Raw genomic sequence first — 20,389 nt, 5'->3', positions numbered from 1 at the left:
GATCCTCACAGCGGCCCGGTGCGCGAGCCGAACATTTTCACGTCATGTATATCGGGACGACGATCGATGGCGTCAACGATCGGCGCCAGCCGTTCAGCCCACGCGATCGCACCCTTCTGATCAGCGATCAGGTCCTGACGGATCTCGATCAGCGCATGGGGAAAGCCGTTGACGATGGCGTGCTTGAACATGGTGTCGCCGCGCAGCGCGCCATCATAGGGTTCGTTGCCGCCGACGACGAGGTTTCTGTCCTGCGCCAGCATGTCGATCAGCGGCCGCGCCACGCGGTCGTCGAGGTCCCAAAGGATGCCGACATGCCAGGGCCTCGCAATGCCTTGCATGGCCGGGGTGAAGGAATGCACCGAGAAGATGAAAGGCGCTTTGCCTGAAGCCTGCGCCACCGAGGCGATCATGGCGCCGACCGCGTCGTGATAGGGCCGATAGAAGCCGTCGATCCGCCTTTCGCGTTCTTCCGGTGCCATCGGGTAGTTTCCCGGCACCACGGTGCCGTCATAGAGCTGGCGGATCAGCGTCGGGTCATCCTCACCGCGATTGGGGTCGATCAGCAGGCGCGAAAAATTGGCGATCACCGCCGGCGCGTCGAGCAATGCCGCCAGTTCGCGCGTCACCGTCTCGACGCCGATGTCGTAGGCGATGTGGCGCTCGAGTTCCGCCGCCGGCAGGCCGAGGCTGCCATACTCCTCCGGCAGGTCGCGCCGGGCATGGTCGGCGACAAGCACGATGCCTCGCTTGCGGTCGCCCTCGACAAGATCGAAAGGCGCGAAAACTGTGGATCGGGTCATTGGCTGAAAAGGTCTGTTCGCTGGCTTCCGGGGAGGGTGGTATCGTCATTCCACGAAGAGGACGCTGGCGCAATGCCGTTGTTTGGCCACGGTTTCTGCGAAAATCCGGTCACGCGCGGCAGATTGCGTGTCGGGGGCCTTTCTAAATCGATTGGAATTGGACAGAACGGCGCGTTGACATGCGCCCGGACTTTACCGAAAAGGGGCGTTGAGAGATGCAGATGACGTTGTTGAGGGGTTTCGGGATGGGTTCCGCCGGCAGGCCGCGTGCGCGCAGCGCCTTTGCCGTGCCGCTCCTGACCTTGACCGTGGGGCTTACCGCGCTGGTCGCGGCCTCGCCCGCCCGGGCCGATTTCCGCGTCTGCAACGCCACGCAGAACCTGGTCGGCGTCGGCATCGGCTACCGCGCCAAGGCCGGCTGGATCACCGAGGGCTGGTGGCACATCGAAGGATCGAGCTGCAAGACGCTGATCGAAGGGCCGCTGTCATCAAGGTTTTACTATCTTTATGCAGAAGACGCCGAGCGTGGCGGGCGTTGGGATGGCCCGATCAACATGTGCGTGGCCGAAAAAGAGTTTAAGATCGCCGGCGTTACCGATTGCGTCGCCCGGGGCTTCCAGCGCGCCGGATTCCAGGAATATGACACGGGCGAGCAGGCAAGCTGGATGGTCCAGCTGACCGATGAGTCCACAACGGGAGGCGCACCAGCCGCCCCGGGAACAAACAGTCAATGAGACGTAGCCGCAAGGTCAAGATCCTCGCCACCATCGGTCCGGCCTCCTCGTCCGAGGAGATGCTGCAGAAGCTGTTCGAAGCCGGCGCCGATGTCTTCCGCATCAATATGAGCCACACCGACCATGAGCTGATGCGCACGCTGGTCGGTCGCATACGCGCCGTCGAGGAAAAGGTCGGCCGTCCGATCGGCATCCTGGCCGATTTGCAGGGGCCGAAGCTGCGCGTCGGCAAGTTCGCCAACGGCAAGGAGGTGCTGACGGCTGGCCAGACCTTCACGCTCGACAACAATCCCGAGCCCGGCAATTCGACCAGGGTCTACCTGCCGCATCCCGAAATCCTGAGCTCGGTCGAGGCCGGCCACCGTCTGTTGATCGACGACGGCAAGCTGGAACTGAAGGCTCTGAAGAGCGACGGCAAGTCGATCACCTGCACGGTGGTCGCCGGCACGACGATTTCCGACAAGAAGGGCGTCAGCCTGCCCGACACCGACCTGCCGGTCGGTGCGCTGACCGAGAAGGACCGCAAGGACCTCGATGCTGTGCTGGCGGCAAGCGTCGACTGGGTGGCGCTGTCCTTCGTGCAGCGGCCTGAAGATCTGGCCGAAGCTCGCAAGATCGCGCGCGGCCGGGCGCTGATCATGGCCAAGATCGAAAAGCCGCAGGCCGTCGCCCGGCTGGCCGAAATCATCGAATTGTCTGACGCGCTGATGGTCGCGCGCGGCGATCTCGGCGTGGAAATGCCGCTCGAAGCCGTGCCCGGCATCCAGAAGCAGATCACGCGCGCGGCGCGCCGCGCCGGCAAGCCGGTGGTCGTCGCCACGCAGATGCTGGAATCGATGATCACCGCACCGGTGCCGACCCGTGCCGAAGTGTCCGACGTATCGATTGCCGTGTTCGAGGGCGCCGACGCCATCATGCTTTCGGCCGAGTCGGCGGCCGGCGCCTATCCGGTCGAGGCGGTGGCGATGATGAACCGCATCGCCACCAAGGTAGAAACCGACCCGACCTATGCCGGCATCATCAACGCGCAGCGCTCGGAGCCGGAAGCGACCGGCGCCGACGCTATTTCGCTCGCCGCGCGCGAGATCGCCGAGACGCTGAAACTGTCGGCGATCATTACCTATACGGCGTCGGGCACCACCGGCCTTCGCGCCGCGCGCGAGCGGCCGCAAGTGCCGATCATCGCGCTGTCGCCGATCCTCAACACGGCGCGGCGGCTGTCGCTGCTGTGGGGCACGCATTGCGTCGTCTCGCCCGATGCCGTTGATCTCGACGACATGGTCGACCGCGCCTGCCGCATCGCTTTCGAAGAGGGGTTCGGCCAGCCGGGCGACAGGGTCATCATCACGGCCGGCGTGCCGCTGAGGACGCCGGGCTCGACCAACATGCTGCGCATCGCCTATGTCGGATCGGACGCGCAGGTCAGCCGCAACATAGGCTGAGAGAGGCTTCAACGCGTCGCAGTTCGCAGCGCTCTTGCCGCGGCTTCGGCGTGATCGATGCGCCGAAGGAATCGGCGAGCCCGGGGAACGGGGTCGTGCAGGTACTGGTCCGGACCCAGTATCCTTCGCCGGTTGAGTTCGGCCGTGTCGAGCAGATCGAAATCGACCCTGGTGATCACGCAGTGCCATCCGGCGCTGCGTGAAGCCCAGCCTCTTCCATGGTGTTCCAGCAGCCGCTCACGAGCGGAATAGCCGTGGTAGTCGAACGCGACAACGCCGTTGGTCACATAGATATGGTTCCCGGAAAAGCCCTCGCCTGGAAGGATACGTTCGCCGTAAAATCCTTCCAGAGGAGGGTGCTCGAGAAAGGCGCCTGCGAGAATGGCGCACGCGCCGTGACCGAAGAAGACGCGGTCCGGCAATGCCCATCGCTTCTCCGGGTTCTTCTTGATGCCGTGCTTCAGGACATACATGAGGCGATCAGGTCGGTGCGAGTTCCGCGTCGGGCACCGTGATGTCGGGGCATTGTCCCTCATTGTAGGCGTCGCCGGTGATCCGCGCCTCCACGGTTTTTGCCAGTGCCTGCAGGTCGACATCCTTGCCGGCGACTTTCTCGATGGCGCCGACGACGAGGTCTGGTGCGATCCAGTCCGGCTTGTGGCCGAGATTGTGGACCCAGATCAGCTCGGCGCCCGGAATGTCCCTGACAAGGCCGACCGAATGGATCGAGGCATAGACCACCTTGTCACGATCGCCCGAGATGATGATCGTCGGCGCCTTGATGTCGCGGTAATGCGGCGCGGCCCTGAGCGCATAGTCGTAGAGGCCGGCGACATCGATGGCATTGGCGCGAAAAGCGCCGGGACGCAGCACCAGCGGGATCGAGGCGTTGCCGACATAGAAGTCCGGCACCTTGTTGGGCGAAAACACGCAAGCCGTGGCGCCGTTCATCTGCAGTGTGCCGGCCGGATAGGCCAATGTCTCCGAGAACAGCCAGCCAATGATGGGGGTGGCGGTCAGCTTGTAGTACCAGGCGGTCGCGCCGCCCGGCCAGGGGTGGCTGACCGGCGACAGGAAGACCAGGCCGAGCGTCTTGTCGGGGTGCTCGCGACCAAAGGCGGCGGTGACCACGCCGCCGAAGGAATGGCCGACGACGATCGCCTTGTGGATGCCGAGACGGTCCATCAGTTCGGCGATGGTGTTGGCCTGCGCCGACGGGCTCTCATTGTTGCCGGGACCTCGCCCCGACCAGCCGAAACCCGGCCGGTCGAGGAACACCATTTCGGCGCGGCCCTCGAGCAAAGGCCGGATCGGCAGCATTTGATCCCTAAGGTTGGCGCTGGCGCCATGGATGAAGACGATCGCCGGCAGCTCGGCATTTCGTGGCGCCGGCACGTGGACATAGTGGATTCGGGCGTCGTCAATGTCGGCAAATTCGCCGGCAGGCGGATTGCGCCACTCGATCAGCCATGCGCCGGCGCGGGTGACACCGGCAAGGGCAAAGACGAGCGCGAGGAGAAAGGCACAGGTGGCGTAGATGAGGTTCATGAGGAGAGGTACGGGGGTGGAGGAGGATAAGTTTTGGGCAGTAGGCAGTAGTGTGGGTTCAACCGCATACCCTACTGCCTACGCCCTATTCCCTACTGCCTAGATTAAATTCCTTCGCCGGCAAGCTCTTCCGAAAGGGTTGCGACCTGGTCCTGGGCGCTCCGCATCATCGGGTAGATGGCCAGCACCTTCTGCCAGGCTTCGAGCGCCGATTGCTTGTGGCCGGTGGCGGCCATGATCTGCGCCAGGCCAGAAAGTGCGCCGAAATGTCGTGGTTCCAGCTGCAGCGTCTGGTCGATGTCGGACATCGATTTCCCGAAATTTCTCATCATGTAGTGCACGGTGGCGCGCCGGTTCCAGCCCTCGGCATATTTGGGCTGCAGGGTGACGACCTGGTCGAGGAAGTCGAGGGCGACGTCGAACTTCTGGTCATCCATCGCCTTTTGCGACCATTGCATCATCAGGTCGATCGAGGCGCTGCCTGACTGGAACCATTCGCCCCATATGCGCCCGGCGATGCGCTCGGCAGCCTTTTCGTTGCGCTCGCGCTTCAGGTCGGCAAACAGCTGGTCGAGCCGGGCTTCCTTGGTCACGGCAACTGGTGGCGTCGTGGCGGCCGGTGGATCATCCGCTCGCGCCGCTGTGGCGCTGAACAGGAAAAAGGCCGAGAAAAATGCAAAAACAATCCGCATCGTCCGAATCTAACCCCGGACGGCGGATCGTCAAACTGAAATTAGCGTGAAAGTGCCGGATCTCCGGCAAATAACATCACAGGGACGGAGGCAACGAGCCTCCGGCCGAAAACTCAGCCCTGGCGCGCCTTGTAGCGCGGAGCGGTCTTGTTGATGATGTAAACGCGGCCCTTGCGGCGAACCAGCTGGTTGTCGCGGTGACGCGCCTTCAACGCCTTGAGCGAATTCTTGATCTTCATGGTCTTGCCCGTCGGTCTGGGCCCTGTCCGGGCCGAATTATTAAGGCGCGCCAGAAGACGCGCCTTTGAACTTGCGTGGCTCATAAACGAGGAGCCTTGCCCGTGTCAACCGCAAGCGTGGCGCATAGAGGCTGAGAACGGCTTTGGCCATCAAATATCCGCCATCTCCGCTCCCGGCCATTGCGCCGCCCAAGGCGGGCTGGAATGGTGCGGCGCCCGCTAGCTGATTTGGAGAGGTCCATGCGCCTGTTGTTTGTGTCCGCCTGCCTTGCCGTTCTGGCGGCGGCCTCTAGTGCACAGGCGCAGGAATGCGACCGCAACGACGACAGCCAGCAGATGATGAACATCTGTGCCGGCGAGGACTATCAGGCGGCTGACGCCAAGCTAAACCAGGCCTACAAGGATCTGATCGGCCGCAACGACGACATGAGCAGGAAGCTGCTGCAGGTCGCGCAGCGCGCCTGGATCGCCTTCCGCGACGCCGAATGCGCCTATACCACGACAGACAGCGAAGGCGGCTCCATCCATCCGATGGAGGTTTCGCAATGCCTGACCGAACTGACGGAACAGCGCACCAAGCAGCTGACGTCCAGCGCCAATTGCCAGGAAGGCGACGCGAGTTGCGCCAGCCCCGACGAAGACGGAGATCTGAACGACGAGTTGCAATAGGGTCCACGCCCCTCAGGCAAAGCGGGCGCGCTTTCCTGGAATTGCTCAGCTACGCCGGCTGATGCGCGTGAAATGGCCCATCTTGCGGCCCGGGCGAGCTTCCGCCTTGCCGTAGAGATGCAGCATCAAATCGGGCTCGGCGAGCAGAGCGGGCACGCGCAGGACGTCGTCGCCGATCAAATTCTCCATGACGCAGTTGGAATGCCGGCCGGGGTTGCCCAGCGGCAGGCCGGCAATGGCGCGGATATGCTGCTCGAACTGCGAAACGATGCAGGCAGCTTCCGTCCAATGGCCGGAATTGTGTACGCGCGGCGCCATTTCGTTGGCCAGCAGCGAGCCATCAGCGAGGGCGAAGAACTCGACGCCGATGACGCCGACATAATCGAGGGCCGACAGGATCTTTGCCGCAGCAGCCTGTGCCGCCGCCGCCGTTTCCGGCCTGATCTGGGCCGGCAAAGTGGAAATGTGCAGGATGCCGTCGCGGTGAATATTCTCGGCCGGATCGTAGGCGGCTACCGCGCCGTCCAGCCCGCGCGCGGCGATCACTGAAATCTCTCGCTCGAAAGCGATGAAGGATTCCAGGATCAGCGGCACATTGCCCATGGCCTCGCAGGTGCCGGCAAAGCCGCCCGTCTCCATGTTGCGGAAGACGCGCTGGCCCTTGCCGTCATAGCCCATGCGGCGGGTCTTCAAGATGCCGCTGCCCGAGAACTCTCTCAGCGCCGCCGTCAGCTCGTCGTCATTGTCGACGGCGCGGAAATCGGCGGTCTTGATGCCGATGCCGTTGAGAAATTGCTTCTCCACCACCCGGTCCTGCGCCACTTCCAGCGCACGCGGCGGCGGATAGACCGGTACCTTGGCGGCAAGCGCGCTGGCAGCCGCCACCGGTACGTTCTCGAATTCATATGTGACGACGGCGCTGACTGCTGCAAGTTCGGCAAGAGCGTCCGCATCGTCATAGGCGGCGGTGATCTGGCGGTTCGCGACCTGAGCCGCCGGGCAATCGGCCTGCGGTTCGAGGATAATTGTGCGGTTGCCGAGGCGCGCCGCGGCAACAGCCAGCATGCGGCCGAGCTGGCCGCCGCCGATGATCCCGATGGTCGATCCCGCGGGCAGGCTCACGGCGTGTCCGTTGGTTCAGCGGCGACCTTGGCGGTCTGGGCGGCGCGCCAGGCGTCGAGACGGGCGGCAAGCTTGTCGTCGTTGAGTGCCAGCACGGCGGCTGCCAGAAGGGCGGCGTTGGCCGCACCCGCCTTGCCGATGGCCAGCGTGCCGACCGGAATGCCGGCTGGCATCTGGACGATGGAGAGCAGCGAATCCTGGCCGGACAGCGCCTTGGATTCGACCGGCACGCCGAACACCGGCAGCGGTGTCATCGCCGCCGTCATGCCGGGCAGGTGCGCGGCACCGCCGGCGCCGGCAATGATCACCTTGTAGCCGGCCGCCTTGGCGCCCTTGGCGAAATCATAGAGCCGGTCGGGGGTACGGTGGGCGGAGACGATCAGCCGTTTGTGAGGGATGCCCAGCGCTTCCAGTGTTTCGGCGGCGTGGCGCATCGTCGCCCAGTCGGACTGGCTGCCCATGATGATGGCGACGTCGGCGCGGTGGTCGGTCAAGCGCATGCTCCCGGCGGCAAAGGCGCGCCTTAGCGGAATTCGGCATCGACGGCAAGGATGCGCGGCGCCTGGTGTCTTTTGATGATATCAAAACCGGCCTCTAGATACCGGAACGTTCGGCCTCCGGTGTCGAGACCAGCATGGCCGAAGCGGCGTTGGCGGCGGCGAGGGCCGGCCGCATGGCCTCTCCCCTGGCAAGAGCTGCGGCCAGCGCGCCGACGAATTCGTCGCCAGCGCCATGCGTGCTGACAACCTTGACCGGAATGGCAGGGAGCGCGAAGGCCTCGCCGCTCCGGTCACAACAGGCGACACCTTCGCCGCCCGCCGTGACAATTGCCATGGGGCAGAGATCGACAAGGCGTCGCGCAGCCTGCGCCGCACCGTCGAGCGTTTCGACCACCGCCATGCCGGCCAGGAATTCGGCCTCGATGGCGTTGACGATGAGGATGTCGACCAACGCGATCAGATCATCGGAGAGTTTGCGAGCCGGAGCCGCGTTAAGCACGACCCGGCCGCCCCTCGTTTTCACCGCGCGCGCGGCGGCGATGTTGGCGGCCTCAGGCACTTCGTTCTGCAGCAGCAGCACCGCCGTTTGGGCCACCACTTCGGGAGCCGAGGCAATGTCGGCCTCACCCAAAGTGAGGTTGCTGCCCGAGACGATCACTGCGCCGTAGTCGCCTTCTGCGTCGAAGATCGCGACGCTCATGCCGGAGCCTGTATTTCGCGCCACACGCACACAGCTGTGATTGACGCCGGCGCGCGTGAGATTGGCCAGCAGAGCCGAACCGAAATCATCGTCGCCGACTGCTCCTATCATCGCCGCGCGAACACCAGCGCGTGCCGCCGAGATCGCTTGATTGCCGCCCTTGCCGCCGCATTTCGGGTGCCAGGCGTGACCGGTTACCGTCTCGCCCTTGCGTGGCCGGTCAGGCGCATCGACCATGATGTCGTAGTGCAAGCTGCCAAACACGGTGACCAGGGGCGGATTGCTCATGAGCCGCGTTCTTTTCGTTTTGATTTCACCGCCGACATGGTGCGGCTAAGATTGCGCTCCGCCGCCTGGTAATCGCGCTGCGCCACCGCTACGAACAGCGCGTCGAGAATATTGAGCTGTGCAATGCGTGCCGCCGCGTTTTCTCCCATCAACGGCGAGCCCTGTGCGGTCGAACACAGCACGATGTCGGCTAGCCCAGCGAGTGGGGACTTGTCGTAGTTGGTGATGGCCAGAGTGCGCGCGCCATTCTTGCGGGCCAACTGGATGGCGTCGATCACGGCCGACGTGTTGCCGGAATGCGAGAACCCGACGGCGATGTCGTCGGCGCCGAGCAGCGAGGCCGACATCAGCATCATGTGCGAATCGTCATAGACCGACGCGCGGATGCCGATCCGCAGGAATTTGTGCGAAACGTCGCGTGCGATCTGCGCCGAACCGCCGACGCCGTAGAAGTCGCGGTTCCTTGCCCTGTAGAGCAAATCAGCAGCGCGATCGAACTCTGCGATATCAAGGATCGCCAGCGTCTCTTCCAGAGCCTGAATTGAGGTGCGGAACACTTTTTGCACGATTTCCGCGGGCCCGTCATCGGACGATAGCTCCCGGTGCATCTCCGCCGTCGGCAGGCGGCTGTATTCATAGACGGCGGTGCGGAACTCGCGATAACCGGAGAAGCCGAGCTTTTTGGCGATCTTGACCACCATCGCCTCGGACACGCCGGACTCCCCGGCGATCTCCTTCAGGGGAATGCTCTCGTCGAAGCGGCGCCGACCGAAGACGGTCTCGACCACCTTCGCTTCCAGCGGAGTGAGGTTCGGCATCATCATGCGGATGCGCGGACCTACCGCTTTCAGGTCCAGCCCACTCAGGCTCATATGTCCGGTCCGAGCATGATTTCCTGGACGATGGCCTGCGATGTCACCGCGTCCTGGCTGCTTATCGCGGCGGACAGACGGTTGTCGCGGTCAATCCGGTCGACGATGTGCAGCATGCGTTTGACGGTGGCGATGTTGACTTCGCATTCGTGAACCGGATCGAGCCCCGTCATGTCGGGGAACGTGTCGAAATAGATTGCGCCGACGTAGCCGTCCCGGCGGATCTGCCTCAGCAGTTCGATGGTCTGCAGCGTATGCACGGCGCCAACCATCAGCCCATCGTCGCGCTTGGCGTAGCCGTCATTGAGATGCACGCCGAGCAGCTTGCTATGACGCGCCACCAGAGCGGCGGCAAAGGCTGGCTGCTCGTCGGCATAGAGCACATGGGCGAAATCGAGCGTGACGCCGAGATTGGGAAGGCCGACATCGCGGATCGCCAGCAATGTCGTCGCCGCATCCGGCATCAGGCTGTAGGAGCGGGGTTCATTGGGTTTGTATTCCAGGCTGATCTGGCAATCCGGATCATGCGCGGCGACTTCACGAATTCCTTCAATCTCGTGTTCCCACATCACCGCATAATCCGCCTGGAAGGCGTAGTCGAAACCATCCTGGCCAAGCCACAGTGTCATCAGGTTGGCGCCGGCCTCGCGCGCAGCATCGATGCCGGCTTTGGTCATGTCGATGGCCTCGCGGCGCACCGCCGGATCAGGATTGGTGAAGGCGCCAAGCTTGAAAGCAGGATTGGAATAGTAGCGCATGGCAAAACCATTGATGCCAAGGCCGAGATCACGAAGCTGACGGGCGATTTCGGCAGGCTTTTCGCCGACATGGTCGGGAAAATTCAGATCGACGTCGGTCAACCCGTCAACCTTCGCGGCGCGCGAGGCCATCTGCATCAGCGACGGCTTCCCGGTGAGATCGGGCCACTCGGCCTGTGGGCGCGAGGCAAAGGAATTCAGGCGCGTGGCGAAACGATTGGCTGTCACGGTCGACCCTTTCGGTGACCACGACTTCACACGAATGAAGAATTTTGTAAAGTTTCAATTTGGCGTCACACCACTGCCTTGCGGAAGCGGGCGACGAAATCGTCGAGCTCGGGGCGCTCCATGTCGGAGATCGCCCAGTAGGAGAAGGCGCCGTCGGTCCAGTGCACCATGGAGAAGCCGCCCGAGGAAACGTCCTTCGGTTCGGTGACGCGACCGCCTTGCTGCGGCTCGGCCACCAGCGTGATCAGGTGCTCGCGGTGGCGGTAGACCAGCGCCGGCACGGGACGGCCCGAGACCACCTCGACCCGGCCGCCGATCAGCGCGAAGCCATCCGTGGCAAGATCGGGCGCCGGCGGCGACACGCCGATGCGGGCATCGAGCCATGGTTTCACCGTGTGGCGGTCGGACGAGACGATGTCGATCGGGCTAGCGGAGAGCAGGCTGCGGCGATGGTCGCCGGCGATCTCTGCTGCGACGCTGTCCGATGCGGCATTGAACATCACCCATTGCGTGGCGCCGCTGGCCAGCACTGCGGTCATGACGATCGACGCCGCCATGGCGCGCCAGTCGAACGAGCCGATGCGGCGCACCCTTGGCGATGGCCTCGCCTGGGAAGGCCGCGCATCGGTCGCTCGCCGTTGCTGGGCTGCACCGGCGATCAATCCCGGCAGCGCCGACTGTGCCTCGTCCTGCGGCCGTTGTGCCGATGCCGGACCGATCGCAGCGATGCGGGCCCGAAAGGCATCGCTGACATCGGGACGCGGCAAGCGGCCGACCGCGCCTTGCAAGGCAAGGATGCGGGCATGCTCGGCGGCAAGCGCCGGATCGGCGGCGATGCGGCGTTCCACGGCAAGTGCGGCGGCCGCATCGAGTTCGCCATCAACCAGAGCGTGGATCATCAGCATGATGCCTTCGGGATCGTTGGGCAGTCCGTCATCATGGGCGGTCATGGCGCTCTCCCCAGTTCGGACGCAAGCAGGCCGCGGGCCCGCGCCAGCCGTGACATCACCGTGCCGATCGGCACGCTGAGCATCGTCCCTATATCGCGGTAGCTGAGACCATTGACGTCGCGCAGCACCAGCGTCTCGCGGAACGGCTGCGGCAGCGCGGCGATCGCGGATTCCAGCGCCGCCGTATTGGCCTTGGCGATCAGGCTCGCCTCTGGACCTTCCTCGTCCGGCATACTCGTGCCGTGTGCCGCCGCCATCTCGTCGAGATCGCCGAGGTCGCCAACGGCCATCATGGCGCGTGGCCGGTTGCGTGACATCCAGGTGTAGGCGGTGTTGCGCACGATGGTCAGCAGCCAGGCGCGCGGGTTGCCGCCGGCATAGCCTGACATGCCGGCATGCGCCTTGATGCAGGCGTCCTGCACGACATCTTCGGCGTCGGCGGCATTGCCGGTCAGCCAACGCGCCAGCGCAAGCGCGTCGCCGAGATGCGGCAGCACCACTTCGTTGAAGCGTTCGGCCAAGGCCCTCTCGCTCAAGGCAGCACCATGATCGGACACTCCAGGACGAACAGGCCGTGCACTCTCAGCCGGCGCCGGTCTCGCCCTGCTTGTGCGGGCGAACCCCGCAGAAACAGGCAAAGCCGCCTGCAGTAGCGAAAGTGAATTCATCTGCGTCACCGGTGTCAAGCGCCATGGAAAGGAGACTGGTGACGCTCATGCGGTCCAGCGCATGACGACGGCTGGTGCCGTGGCCATGATCGCGATCCCAGTAATGATGCGGCATATCCGTCTCCTCAACGCCAGCGATGGCGTATGCCGAGAAGACCTGCTTTGACGGCGGTTTATTCCCGCAGTGTGCAAATCCGGCTGTTCACAGTCGCGTGATCAGCCGGAGTGCATGAGCTTAATTTGGCCTCGTTGGCGATCAATCCGGCCAGCGCAGAGCGCCGGACGAATCCTTTCGCGGCTGTTTCATTGCATCCGCCGGCCGCTCGGCCGCCGTCAGCACGGCGCGCAGGCGCTCGGCGACGATCTCGGCCTCGTCGGGGTGCAGATTGCACGGGTCGAGGAAGAAATGGCCGCGCTCGACCTCGTGGTTGCGCACGATGATCGGCGGCGAGCCTACGGCAAGTGCCGAGGCAAGGCCGGCGGCGGTGAAGCGGCTTTCGGGCGAGACGAAGATCTGCAGCCGGTCAAGTGGATTGGCGGTCGGGTCGGGAATGATGTGGGCGGCTATGCCCGGTATCCCTTGCAGCGCACCCTTCCAGAGATTGAGCGCCGCTTCCTCGCGCCGCCGGATGCCGGCATGGTCGCGCTTTTCCCAGGCTTCCAGTGCCGCCATTGTGCCGGCGATGCTTTCCTTGCCGACCTTCATGGCGCGGGCGACGCCGCGGTTCTGCAGATAGGCGGCGCGGACAAGATCCTTGCGGCCGGTGACGATGCCGCTGGTCGGCCCTGAGAGGAATTTATGGCCGCTGTAGACGACGATGTCGGCGCCGCGCGCCAGGAAACTGCGCAGATCATATTCGGAAGCCGCGTCGACGATTACCGGCACAGCCCTGGCGTGGCAGATCTCACAGAACTCCTCGAGGGACAGCATGCCGTATTGCACGGTGTGGTGCGCCACGACGTAGAGCGCTGCCGCCGTGCGCTCGTTGATCGCCTCGCGCACGTGATAATCCTGGGTGACGCTGACCGTGCCCGCCGGAATGACCTTGGCGCCGGCCACGCGGATCGACTGGTCGATCGGCGCGCCGTAGTTGACGATATGGCCAAGCTGGATGACGACTTCCGACTTCAGCCCTTCGGTGTCATCGGGCAGCCGTTCGATCGCCAGCAAATTGGTGCCGGTCATCGCCCCGGCGATCGCCATGGTGATGCCTGAGGCGCAGCAGGCGGTGATGAAGCCGGCCTCGCCGCCGGTCAGGCGGGCGGTGATCACGCTTGCGGCCCGCTGCAGATCGTCCATCTCTACCCATTGCGAGGCGATCTCGGCCATGGCGCTGATCGCTTCGGGAACGATGATCGAGGCGCCTAGCGTCGTCATCGTGCCGGAGACGTTGATGATCGGCCTCAGTCCCAGCCGTTCGCGGATCGTGGTGTTGGAGCCGGTGTCGGAATAGGTTTTCATGTTGAGCAAATCCCTTGACTGTCAGGCAGCGATCTCGACCACCGCTTCGATTTCGACGGTGATGTTTCCAGGCAGCGAGCCGACGCCGATCGCCGAGCGGGCATGGCCGCCGATCTTGTCGAAGACGTTGGCGAACAGATCCGAGCAGCCATTGACGACTTTCGGGTGGTCGCTGAAGGTCGGCGTGGCGTTGACGAAGCCGAGCAATTTGACGACGCGCACGATGCGGCCGAGATCGCCGGCGGCGGCATGCATGACGGCCAGCAGGTTGAGGCCCGTGAGTTGGGCATGCTCATAGGCTTGCTCGACTGTGACGTCGTCGCCGACCTTGCCGGTGCACAGCGTGCCGTCGGCGCGCAGCGGTCCCTGACCTGAAAGAAAGATCAGCCGGCCGCTTTCGGCATGGGTGACGAAATTGGCGATCGGTGTCGGCGGCTCGGGCAGCGTCAGGCCGAGTTCGGCGAGCCGGATGTAAGGCGTCATGGAAGAATTCTCCTTGGGGCGGCTTCAGCCGCCCACGTCAGAACTGCGAGGCGCGGAACCGCGCCAGGAAAGTGCGCAGGCGCTCGTTGGTGGTCTCTTGGGCGAGGATCTCCTTCGGCGGGCCGACGGCGCTGACACCGCCATCGGCCATGAAGACGATGCGGCTCGAAGCGTCGCGGGCAAAGGCCATTTCGTGGGTGACCATCACCATGGTCATGCCGTCTTCGGCGAGGCTGCGCACAACGGCCAGCACTTCGCCGACTAGTTCGGGGTCGAGTGCCGAGGTGATCTCGTCAAGCAGCAGGATTTTTGGTTCCATCGCCACCGCACGGGCAATGCCGACGCGCTGCTGCTGGCCTCCGGAGAGTTCCGCCGGCAGGCTGTCGGCTTTGTGGGCCAGGCCGACGCGGCCCAGCCAATGCTCGGCGATCTGGCGCGCCTCGGCCTTGCTCTTGCCGCGCACCTTGATGAGGCCGAGCATGATGTTGCCGGCGGCGGTGAGGTGCGGAAACAGGTTGAAGCTCTGGAACACCATGCCGGTCTCGGCGCGCATGGCGGCCAGATCGCGCTCGCTGCGCCGCTGGCGGGCGCCGGCTTCGCGAAAACCGACCTCCTTGCCGTCGATACGGATCGAGCCTGAGTCATAGCTTTCGAGGAAGTTGACGCAGCGCAAAAGGGTCGTCTTGCCGCTGCCCGAAGGCCCGATGACGGTGACCACCTCGCCCTTCTCAACCTTGAGGCTGACCGAGCGCAGCACCTCGACCGAACCGAAGGCTTTCGAGACCCCGGCAATATCTAGAAGCGCTGCAGTGTCGTTCGAGCTTGTGGCCATCGTGCTAGTCCCGGATGAAGGCGAAGCGCCGTTCCAGCCGCCGGCTGGCGTAGGAAAGCGCATAGTTGACGGCGAAGTAGATCAAGGCGCCGAGGATATAGAGCGGCATCGCCTCATAGGTGCGGCCGATCACCTGGTTGATCGCCTGCATCAGGTCGGTGATGCCGAGCAGCGAAACCAGCGCGCTGCCCTTGACCGCATCGGTGACGCCGTTGATCCACGGCGGCAGGAAGCGGCGGAATGCCTGCGGAAAGATGACGGAGGTGAGCCGTTGGTGAAAGGTCAGGCCGATCGCCATCGCCGCCTCGGACTGGCCTTTGGGGATGGAGCCGACGGCGCCGCGCACATATTCGACGACCTGCGCCGTCTTGAACAAGGTCAGCGCCAGCACCGCTGCCCAGAAGGATTGCAGATGCAGACCGGCCGCGGGCAGGCCGTAATAGACGAAGAACATCAGCACCAGGATCGGGATGCCGCGGATGGTGTCCGAGAAGATGCGCACCGCCCAGCGCAGCGGCGCCGGGCCGTAGACCAGGCCGACGCCGAGCGCGACGCCGGCAATCAGCGACAGCACCACGACCAGCAGCGATACCCACAGGGTCACGGCGAAACCCTGGGCGAGGAACGGCAATGCGTAGAGGATCTGGCTGAGCATGTCAGCGCGCCGTCCTGAACCGTCGCTCGACCAGCCGCAGCCCGAAGAGCAGCGCGTAGCCGGTCACCAGATACATCGCCGTCGTCACCAGATAGACCTCGACGATGCGGAAGGTGTTGAAGTTGATCCACTGGGCGCCATAAGTCAGTTCGGGCACGGAGATGACCGAGGCGATGGACGTGTCCTTGAACAGCGAGATGAAGGTGTTGGACAGCGCCGGCAAGGTGATGCGCAGCATCGTCGGCAGGCGCACGTGAACCAGCCGCTGCCAGGGCGTGAGCCCGATCGCCTTGCCGGCATCGAGCTGCCCGCGTGGCACAGCTTCGAGGCCGGAGCGGAACACCTCGACCAGATAGGCGCCGCTGTAGACCGACAGCGTCAGCACGAACGAGGTCGGCGCGTCGTAGGCGAGATCCACCACGGTCGGCACGCCGTAGAAGACGAGATAGACCAGCAGGATCAGCGGCACGTTGCGGATGAACTCGACATAAGCCGCGATGATGGCGCGCACCACGCGTCCGGCCGAGACGTACCAGACCGCCAGCACCAGGCCGATGACGATGCCGATGGCGATCGAGATGACGGCGAGCTCAAGGCTGAGCAGCAGGCCGCCCCATAGCTTGTCGAAATGCCGCCAGATCAGGTTGAAGTTGAGCGTGTAGCCCATGCGTCTCCCGCAATGCCGAGGAACGTCAAAGAAGAGGTGGAAGGGTGCCGGGCACCCTTCCACAGGCTGCGTCAGATGACCGGGAAACCAGGATGCCGCGCCGGCGGCTCCAACCCGAAATAGTCCTTGAATGCCGCGTCGTAGAGCGCCGTTTCATGACCGAACATTGCGGTCGCGAAGGTCGTGTTGACGAAGGTCAGCCAGTCGAGATCGCCTTGCCGGAGTGCGGCGCCGTAAAGCATCGAGAACCAGCTCTTGCCGGCATCGAAATACTTGTCGGGATTGCGCGAGGCGAGCCAGCGGACCGTCGAGAGATCGACGGCGGCCGCGTCGACGCGCTTCGATTCCAGCGCCTGGAGCACATTGGCCTGGGTGTCGATCTGCATCACCTGCGACTGCGGCAGGACGAGATGGACATTCTGCTCGGCATCAACGTTCTGCAGGATGGAAATCCGTGTCGCCGAACCGCCGGCGAGCAGCTTGTCGAATGTCTTGTTCTCGGCTGTCGGAAGCGTCAGCAGCGCGACACCCTCGACGTAGTACGGCCTGGAGAAATTGATCAACTGCGAGCGCTGGGCAGTCATGGTCATGAACTGAATGGTGATGTCGACCTTGTTGGTTGTGACATTGGGGATGCGCTGCGCCGGGTCTTGCATGACGAACTCGACCTTGGTCGGGTCGTCGAAAAGACCCTTGGCCAGGATATGGCCCATGGTGATGTCCATGCCGACGAGTTCGCCGGCATCGTTCTCGAAATGCCAGGGTGCGTTGGTGCTGCCGGTGCCGACGATCAGCTTGCCACGCTCCAGAACGGTGCGCAGCAGGCTGTCCGGTGCGGCCTGCGCCGCCGCCTTCTGAACGTCGACCGAGGCGGATGCGCCTATGACTCCGGCCGTGGCGAGCCCGGCCATTCCTAATTTCAGAAAATCACGTCTCTTGGATGTGTCGTTCACTGCGACCTCCTTTTCGTGTGTACCCCTTTTTCAGGTCCATGCTCTTTTTTTGCAATTTGTCTCTTACAAAAGACACATGTACCTTGTACAAGACAGATACTAACATCAGGAATCAGTAATGCAAGACGACATTGGCGTTAAAGATCGGCCCGACGTCAGCCCGACCGAGGACAAGACCCCCGGCTCTCGCGAAAAGGGTCTCAACCGGGTGCTCGAGATATTTGAGTTCCTGCACACCACGCAGCGTGCGATCGGCATTGGCGATCTCGCCAAGGGCGTCAACGCGCCGCGTTCGACGACCTATACGCTGGTGCGCTTGCTGGTCGATGCGGGTCTTCTGGAGATGGAGGGCGACGGCAACAGGGTCTACTTCGGCAAGAAGCTCTACCTCTACGGAATGGACTATGTCAGGGGCAACGACCTGCTCCGCAGGGGCCGGCAGGAGGTCGACAATCTGTCGCGCGAGACCGGCGAGACGTCCGAATTGTGCATGCTGCAAAGCGGCCGCTACACCATCGTCCATTCCAGCCCAGGCACCAGGCCGTTCCGCATCAGCTCCGCCACCGGCCTGCAGATCCCGCTGCCATGGACGGCATCAGGGCGGCTGCTTCTGGCCGGGTTGGAAAGGGACGCCGTCCAGGACATGGTGTCGGACGACGACCTTTTGCTGCCCGATGGGCGCAGGCTGCAGCTCGACGACTTCATCGCCGATATCGCGACGGCCAGGACGACCGGCTATTGCATTACTTCAGGGCTGGTCGACGCCTATACCAAATGCCTGGCTGCCCCAGTGTTTTCCGTCACAGGCAAGGTTGAGGCAACGATGTGCCTGGTGGTTCCGATCGACACCGCGAAGGAAAAAACCGACGAGCTTGTTGCGCTATTACGTGAACGCGCCGCAAGGCTTTCGATCCCGGGGTAAGGGGTCAGGCTCTGAGGCTATTGCTCAGGCGATGATGTCCGGAATGATCTTGTCTTCCAGCGCCATCAGCCGGTCCTTGAGGAACAGTTTTTTCTTCTTCATGCGTTGGATCTGCAAGGGATCACAACCCATGGCGATCATCGCATTGATGGCCGCGTCGAAATCGGCATGCTCTTGTTTCAGCCGAGAAAATTCGAGGCGGATATCAGCCTGTTCCTGTTCGGACATTATCTACCGTCTGCACGTCTGCGGCGCCCAATGATGGGCCTGATTGGGCGGGACCGGTGGGGTTTTGTAGCCGGCGCGCAGCCAATACCACATTTCACATTGTCGTGGAATGCTACCACGCAGCATTCGACATCGCCGCTGGATGGTGGCAGAGTGTCATGGTGCCGTCACAGAACGACCTGCGGTGGACGTGCCTTTGACGGCTGCAATCGAGGAAACCATGAAAGGGAGAACCAATCATGTCTCTTGCATCCCATCTTGATGAGTTGCAGCGGAAACACGGTGATATCGAACGCGAAATCGACGATGCAATGAACCATCCATCGGTCGACGACCTCGAAATCGTGAATCTCAAGCGACGCAAGCTGGCACTCAAGGACGAGATTGAAAAACTGAAGGCGAAACCGACGACACATTGACGCCCTTCCTGGATTAGACGCGCCGTTCAGGCGCGTATCCATCGCTCCGGTGGCGACACGCCGCCGGAGGCTTGTTCTTGTTACTGATTCCCACACTGTTGGCCGGTCGACACCGTCTGTGACGGGTCGCCGCGCCACCGTGATTTGTCGACTCTGCCCGCCTGTCGCCATTGACAAGCCATCTTTGCTCCTCCACCTCATGCCCGAACCTCAGCGCAATGCGCTGATAACTGTTTGAGCGTAGGTTTGCGCGTCAACGCGAACGCAGGCCGCTCAGGAGCTCAAGAGGCTGCCGGCATGACCGGATATTTTTCCTCCCCCTTTCCGCGCCGCACCTCGGTCGGCGTCGATGTCGGCGGTGTGACCGTCGGCGGCGGCGCGCCGGTCGTCGTGCAGTCGATGACCAACACCGACACGGCCGATATCGATCAGACGGTCGCCCAGGTCGCGGCGCTGCACCGCGCCGGCTCCGAGATCGTGCGTATCACCGTCGATCGCGACGAGAGCGCCGCCGCTGTGCCGCGCATTCGCGAGCGGCTCGAACGGCTCGGCATCAATGTGCCGCTGGTCGGCGATTTCCATTATATCGGCCACAAGCTGCTTTCCGATCATCCGGCCTGTGCCGAAGCGCTGGCCAAATACCGCATCAATCCGGGCAATGTCGGCTTCAAGGACAAGAAGGACCGCCAGTTCGCGGCGATCGTCGAAATGGCGATCAAGCACGACAAGCCGGTGCGCATCGGCGTCAATTGGGGGTCGCTCGACCAGGAGCTGCTCACCCGGCTGATGGACGAAAACCAGCGCCAAGGTTTTCCGCTGACGGCGCAGGAGGTCACCCGCGAGGCGATCGTGCAGTCGGCGATCCTGTCGGCCGAAATGGCGGAAGAGATCGGGCTTGCCCGCGAAAAGATCATCCTGTCGGCCAAGGTCAGCGGCGTGCAGGATTTGATAGCCGTCTATACCGAGCTTGCAACGCGCTCCAACCATGCGCTGCATCTCGGCCTCACCGAAGCCGGCATGGGCTCCAAGGGCATTGTCGCCTCGTCGGCCGCCATGGGCATCCTTTTGCAGCAAGGCATTGGCGACACCATTCGCATCTCGCTGACGCCGGAGCCGAATGGCGACCGCACGCGCGAGGTGCAGGTGTCGCAGGAGCTCTTGCAGACCATGGGCTTTCGCCAGTTCGTGCCGATCGTCGCCGCTTGCCCCGGCTGCGGCCGCACCACATCCACCGTGTTCCAGGAGTTGGCGCAGAACATCCAGGCAGACCTGCGCAAGAACATGCCGGTGTGGCGCGAAAAATATCCCGGCGTCGAGAATCTCAAGGTCGCGGTGATGGGCTGCATCGTCAACGGCCCCGGCGAGTCCAAGCATGCCGACATCGGCATATCGCTGCCCGGCACCGGCGAGACGCCGACGGCGCCCGTCTTCGTCGACGGCAAGAAGGCGGCTACGCTGCGTGGCCCATCGATCGCCGCGGATTTCGAGAAAATGGTCGCGGACTATATCGAGCAGCGGTTTGGACAGCACGGCAAGGCCGCGGCCGAATAGGCCG

26 protein-coding genes are annotated in these 20,389 nt (G+C 63.5%); 6 read left to right on the top strand and 20 right to left on the bottom strand.

Annotated elements, in window-relative coordinates; all coding sequences use genetic code 11:
- Nucleotides 1–5 precede the first annotated feature (5 nt).
- Nucleotides 6–803 carry an N-formylglutamate amidohydrolase gene (locus AC1D1L_RS09955; protein WP_477340880.1) on the bottom strand — a complete coding sequence of 266 codons (798 nt, stop codon included), beginning with the start codon at nt 801–803 and terminating at the stop codon, nt 6–8.
- Between the two features lie 245 nt (nt 804–1,048).
- Here AC1D1L_RS09955 and AC1D1L_RS09950 point away from each other — a divergent pair, with 245 nt between their 5' ends.
- Together AC1D1L_RS09950 and pyk are read left to right on the top strand one after the other, a co-directional pair.
- A complete protein-coding gene (locus AC1D1L_RS09950; RefSeq protein WP_112559583.1) occupies nt 1,049–1,537 on the top strand; it encodes a DUF1036 domain-containing protein in 489 nt (162 codons plus the stop codon).
- Nucleotides 1,534–2,979, top strand: coding sequence for a pyruvate kinase (gene pyk / locus AC1D1L_RS09945; RefSeq protein WP_112559582.1), 1,446 nt, complete (start codon nt 1,534–1,536; stop codon nt 2,977–2,979). The genes AC1D1L_RS09950 and pyk overlap by 4 nt, the downstream gene beginning before the upstream one ends.
- Before the next feature lie 8 nt (nt 2,980–2,987).
- Here the strand turns inward: pyk and AC1D1L_RS09940 are convergent, their stop codons facing one another.
- The 4 genes from AC1D1L_RS09940 to ykgO all read right to left on the bottom strand — a co-directional run bounded on the left by AC1D1L_RS09940 (nt 2,988) and on the right by ykgO (nt 5,458).
- The gene (locus AC1D1L_RS09940) at nt 2,988–3,452 is read right to left on the bottom strand and encodes a hypothetical protein (protein WP_477340878.1); all 465 of its coding nucleotides are present in this window, start codon (nt 3,450–3,452) and stop codon (nt 2,988–2,990) included.
- 7 nt (nt 3,453–3,459) lie between these two features.
- The gene (locus AC1D1L_RS09935; protein ID WP_477340876.1) at nt 3,460–4,527 is read right to left on the bottom strand and encodes an alpha/beta fold hydrolase; all 1,068 of its coding nucleotides are present in this window, start codon (nt 4,525–4,527) and stop codon (nt 3,460–3,462) included.
- Between the two features lie 104 nt (nt 4,528–4,631).
- Nucleotides 4,632–5,219, bottom strand: coding sequence for a tetratricopeptide repeat protein (locus tag AC1D1L_RS09930; protein WP_477340874.1), 588 nt, complete (start codon nt 5,217–5,219; stop codon nt 4,632–4,634).
- A gap of 113 nt (nt 5,220–5,332) precedes the next feature.
- The gene (ykgO, locus tag AC1D1L_RS09925; protein ID WP_006327841.1) at nt 5,333–5,458 is read right to left on the bottom strand and encodes a type B 50S ribosomal protein L36; all 126 of its coding nucleotides are present in this window, start codon (nt 5,456–5,458) and stop codon (nt 5,333–5,335) included.
- A gap of 240 nt (nt 5,459–5,698) precedes the next feature.
- Here ykgO and AC1D1L_RS09920 point away from each other — a divergent pair, with 240 nt between their 5' ends.
- Complete coding sequence (locus AC1D1L_RS09920; protein WP_477340872.1) at nt 5,699–6,127, top strand: lysozyme inhibitor LprI family protein; 429 nt, start codon at nt 5,699–5,701, stop codon at nt 6,125–6,127.
- Nucleotides 6,128–6,172: 45 nt separating this feature from the next.
- Here the strand turns inward: AC1D1L_RS09920 and AC1D1L_RS09915 are convergent, their stop codons facing one another.
- From AC1D1L_RS09915 to AC1D1L_RS09850, 14 genes are all read right to left on the bottom strand, one after another.
- Complete coding sequence (locus AC1D1L_RS09915; RefSeq protein ID WP_477340870.1) at nt 6,173–7,249, bottom strand: 5-(carboxyamino)imidazole ribonucleotide synthase; 1,077 nt, start codon at nt 7,247–7,249, stop codon at nt 6,173–6,175.
- Nucleotides 7,246–7,743, bottom strand: a complete 498-nt coding sequence (purE, locus tag AC1D1L_RS09910; RefSeq protein ID WP_477340868.1) for a 5-(carboxyamino)imidazole ribonucleotide mutase — start codon at nt 7,741–7,743, stop codon at nt 7,246–7,248. Before purE ends, AC1D1L_RS09915 begins: the two co-directional genes overlap by 4 nt.
- Before the next feature lie 100 nt (nt 7,744–7,843).
- Nucleotides 7,844–8,737 (bottom strand): ribokinase, encoded by an 894-nt coding sequence (locus AC1D1L_RS09905; protein WP_477340866.1) that lies wholly within the window; start codon nt 8,735–8,737, stop codon nt 7,844–7,846.
- A complete protein-coding gene (locus tag AC1D1L_RS09900) occupies nt 8,734–9,609 on the bottom strand; it encodes a MurR/RpiR family transcriptional regulator (RefSeq protein ID WP_477340864.1) in 876 nt (291 codons plus the stop codon). The genes AC1D1L_RS09905 and AC1D1L_RS09900 overlap by 4 nt, the downstream gene beginning before the upstream one ends.
- Nucleotides 9,606–10,595, bottom strand: a complete 990-nt coding sequence (locus AC1D1L_RS09895) for a TIM barrel protein (protein WP_477340862.1) — start codon at nt 10,593–10,595, stop codon at nt 9,606–9,608. The genes AC1D1L_RS09900 and AC1D1L_RS09895 overlap by 4 nt, the downstream gene beginning before the upstream one ends.
- Before the next feature lie 65 nt (nt 10,596–10,660).
- Nucleotides 10,661–11,545 carry an anti-sigma factor family protein gene (locus tag AC1D1L_RS09890; protein ID WP_477340860.1) on the bottom strand — a complete coding sequence of 295 codons (885 nt, stop codon included), beginning with the start codon at nt 11,543–11,545 and terminating at the stop codon, nt 10,661–10,663.
- Complete coding sequence (locus AC1D1L_RS09885) at nt 11,542–12,081, bottom strand: sigma-70 family RNA polymerase sigma factor (RefSeq protein WP_477340858.1); 540 nt, start codon at nt 12,079–12,081, stop codon at nt 11,542–11,544. Before AC1D1L_RS09885 ends, AC1D1L_RS09890 begins: the two co-directional genes overlap by 4 nt.
- A gap of 46 nt (nt 12,082–12,127) precedes the next feature.
- Complete coding sequence (locus AC1D1L_RS09880; protein WP_477340856.1) at nt 12,128–12,328, bottom strand: hypothetical protein; 201 nt, start codon at nt 12,326–12,328, stop codon at nt 12,128–12,130.
- A gap of 141 nt (nt 12,329–12,469) precedes the next feature.
- A complete protein-coding gene (locus AC1D1L_RS09875; protein WP_477340854.1) occupies nt 12,470–13,675 on the bottom strand; it encodes an aminotransferase class V-fold PLP-dependent enzyme in 1,206 nt (401 codons plus the stop codon).
- Between the two features lie 21 nt (nt 13,676–13,696).
- Nucleotides 13,697–14,158, bottom strand: coding sequence for a RidA family protein (locus AC1D1L_RS09870; RefSeq protein ID WP_436261724.1), 462 nt, complete (start codon nt 14,156–14,158; stop codon nt 13,697–13,699).
- 37 nt (nt 14,159–14,195) lie between these two features.
- Entirely contained in the window at nt 14,196–14,990 is a 795-nt protein-coding gene (locus tag AC1D1L_RS09865; protein ID WP_477340852.1) for an amino acid ABC transporter ATP-binding protein, read from the bottom strand.
- A 4-nt stretch (nt 14,991–14,994) separates the two neighbouring features.
- Nucleotides 14,995–15,645 (bottom strand): amino acid ABC transporter permease, encoded by a 651-nt coding sequence (locus tag AC1D1L_RS09860; RefSeq protein WP_477340850.1) that lies wholly within the window; start codon nt 15,643–15,645, stop codon nt 14,995–14,997.
- A gap of 1 nt (nt 15,646) precedes the next feature.
- Nucleotides 15,647–16,312: an amino acid ABC transporter permease gene (locus AC1D1L_RS09855; protein WP_436261721.1), complete on the bottom strand. Its 666-nt coding sequence runs from the start codon at nt 16,310–16,312 to the stop codon at nt 15,647–15,649.
- A 71-nt stretch (nt 16,313–16,383) separates the two neighbouring features.
- Nucleotides 16,384–17,265, bottom strand: coding sequence for a transporter substrate-binding domain-containing protein (locus AC1D1L_RS09850; protein WP_477340848.1), 882 nt, complete (start codon nt 17,263–17,265; stop codon nt 16,384–16,386).
- Between the two features lie 118 nt (nt 17,266–17,383).
- Between AC1D1L_RS09850 and AC1D1L_RS09845 the strand changes: the two genes are divergently transcribed.
- Nucleotides 17,384–18,187: an IclR family transcriptional regulator gene (locus tag AC1D1L_RS09845; protein WP_477340846.1), complete on the top strand. Its 804-nt coding sequence runs from the start codon at nt 17,384–17,386 to the stop codon at nt 18,185–18,187.
- 24 nt (nt 18,188–18,211) lie between these two features.
- On the opposite strand, the gene AC1D1L_RS09840 is transcribed toward AC1D1L_RS09845, so the two are convergent.
- Complete coding sequence (locus AC1D1L_RS09840; protein WP_112559568.1) at nt 18,212–18,415, bottom strand: YdcH family protein; 204 nt, start codon at nt 18,413–18,415, stop codon at nt 18,212–18,214.
- A 239-nt stretch (nt 18,416–18,654) separates the two neighbouring features.
- Between AC1D1L_RS09840 and AC1D1L_RS09835 the strand changes: the two genes are divergently transcribed.
- Both AC1D1L_RS09835 and ispG read left to right on the top strand, forming a co-directional pair.
- Entirely contained in the window at nt 18,655–18,834 is a 180-nt protein-coding gene (locus AC1D1L_RS09835; protein WP_095487303.1) for a YdcH family protein, read from the top strand.
- A gap of 297 nt (nt 18,835–19,131) precedes the next feature.
- The gene (ispG, locus tag AC1D1L_RS09830; RefSeq protein ID WP_477340844.1) at nt 19,132–20,385 is read left to right on the top strand and encodes a flavodoxin-dependent (E)-4-hydroxy-3-methylbut-2-enyl-diphosphate synthase; all 1,254 of its coding nucleotides are present in this window, start codon (nt 19,132–19,134) and stop codon (nt 20,383–20,385) included.
- Nucleotides 20,386–20,389: the final 4 nt, after the last annotated feature.

This window comes from Mesorhizobium sp. P2_D6 (genome assembly GCF_056404315.1).
The sequence above is the reverse complement of the archived record's forward strand: the minus strand, read 5'-3'. Positions and strand labels throughout refer to the sequence as shown.

Excerpts from the sequence above, each read along its gene's own strand:
- AC1D1L_RS09865 (WP_477340852.1), bottom strand. The coding sequence starts at position 14,990 with ATGGCCACAAGCTCGAACGACACTGCAGCGCTTCTAGATATTGCCGGG.
- AC1D1L_RS09920 (WP_477340872.1), top strand. The coding sequence starts at position 5,699 with ATGCGCCTGTTGTTTGTGTCCGCCTGCCTTGCCGTTCTGGCGGCGGCC.
- AC1D1L_RS09905 (WP_477340866.1), bottom strand. The coding sequence starts at position 8,737 with ATGAGCAATCCGCCCCTGGTCACCGTGTTTGGCAGCTTGCACTACGAC.
- AC1D1L_RS09900 (WP_477340864.1), bottom strand. The coding sequence starts at position 9,609 with ATGAGCCTGAGTGGGCTGGACCTGAAAGCGGTAGGTCCGCGCATCCGC.
- AC1D1L_RS09870 (WP_436261724.1), bottom strand. The coding sequence starts at position 14,158 with ATGACGCCTTACATCCGGCTCGCCGAACTCGGCCTGACGCTGCCCGAG.
- AC1D1L_RS09860 (WP_477340850.1), bottom strand. The coding sequence starts at position 15,645 with ATGCTCAGCCAGATCCTCTACGCATTGCCGTTCCTCGCCCAGGGTTTC.
- AC1D1L_RS09845 (WP_477340846.1), top strand. The coding sequence starts at position 17,384 with ATGCAAGACGACATTGGCGTTAAAGATCGGCCCGACGTCAGCCCGACC.
- AC1D1L_RS09875 (WP_477340854.1), bottom strand. The coding sequence starts at position 13,675 with ATGAAAACCTATTCCGACACCGGCTCCAACACCACGATCCGCGAACGG.
- ispG (WP_477340844.1), top strand. The coding sequence starts at position 19,132 with ATGACCGGATATTTTTCCTCCCCCTTTCCGCGCCGCACCTCGGTCGGC.
- AC1D1L_RS09935 (WP_477340876.1), bottom strand. The coding sequence starts at position 4,527 with ATGAACCTCATCTACGCCACCTGTGCCTTTCTCCTCGCGCTCGTCTTT.
- AC1D1L_RS09835 (WP_095487303.1), top strand. The coding sequence starts at position 18,655 with ATGTCTCTTGCATCCCATCTTGATGAGTTGCAGCGGAAACACGGTGAT.
- AC1D1L_RS09950 (WP_112559583.1), top strand. The coding sequence starts at position 1,049 with ATGGGTTCCGCCGGCAGGCCGCGTGCGCGCAGCGCCTTTGCCGTGCCG.
- AC1D1L_RS09940 (WP_477340878.1), bottom strand. The coding sequence starts at position 3,452 with ATGTATGTCCTGAAGCACGGCATCAAGAAGAACCCGGAGAAGCGATGG.
- AC1D1L_RS09930 (WP_477340874.1), bottom strand. The coding sequence starts at position 5,219 with ATGCGGATTGTTTTTGCATTTTTCTCGGCCTTTTTCCTGTTCAGCGCC.
- AC1D1L_RS09890 (WP_477340860.1), bottom strand. The coding sequence starts at position 11,545 with ATGACCGCCCATGATGACGGACTGCCCAACGATCCCGAAGGCATCATG.
- pyk (WP_112559582.1), top strand. The coding sequence starts at position 1,534 with ATGAGACGTAGCCGCAAGGTCAAGATCCTCGCCACCATCGGTCCGGCC.
- AC1D1L_RS09840 (WP_112559568.1), bottom strand. The coding sequence starts at position 18,415 with ATGTCCGAACAGGAACAGGCTGATATCCGCCTCGAATTTTCTCGGCTG.
- AC1D1L_RS09880 (WP_477340856.1), bottom strand. The coding sequence starts at position 12,328 with ATGCCGCATCATTACTGGGATCGCGATCATGGCCACGGCACCAGCCGT.
- AC1D1L_RS09955 (WP_477340880.1), bottom strand. The coding sequence starts at position 803 with ATGACCCGATCCACAGTTTTCGCGCCTTTCGATCTTGTCGAGGGCGAC.
- ykgO (WP_006327841.1), bottom strand. The coding sequence starts at position 5,458 with ATGAAGATCAAGAATTCGCTCAAGGCGTTGAAGGCGCGTCACCGCGAC.
- AC1D1L_RS09855 (WP_436261721.1), bottom strand. The coding sequence starts at position 16,312 with ATGGGCTACACGCTCAACTTCAACCTGATCTGGCGGCATTTCGACAAG.